The organism is Citrobacter sp. TBCS-14 (assembly GCF_005280805.1).
Lineage (GTDB): Bacteria > Pseudomonadota > Gammaproteobacteria > Enterobacterales > Enterobacteriaceae > Citrobacter > Citrobacter gillenii.
This window is the reverse complement of the sequence record NZ_SZWM01000942.1, coordinates 1-233: the sequence shown is the minus strand read 5'-3', so window position 1 is coordinate 233 and position 233 is coordinate 1. Positions and strand designations below refer to the sequence as shown.

The 233-nt window shown below is 48.5% G+C and carries 1 protein-coding gene; it reads left to right on the top strand.

Translation table 11 applies throughout. The annotated features are described in order from the left end of the window. Window positions 1-34: 34 nt before the first annotated feature. A partial coding sequence (locus FDX22_RS22165) for a Na+/H+ antiporter NhaA (RefSeq protein ID WP_186805433.1) occupies window positions 35-233 on the top strand: 199 nt, incomplete at its 3' end.

The following is a 233-nucleotide window of genomic DNA, read 5'->3' as shown; positions in this document are numbered from 1 at the left end:
ATTACGAAGTATTCACCCAATAGAGAGAATAAAAGTGAAACATCTGCATCGTTTTTTTAGTAGCGACGCCTCGGGAGGCATCATCCTGATCATCGCAGCCGCAGTCGCTATGCTGATGGCAAATATCGGGGTTACCAGTGGATGGTACCACGCCTTTCTGGAAACACCTGTCCAACTGCGGGTTGGCGCGCTTGAAATCAACAAAAATATGCTGCTGTGGATCAACGACGCGT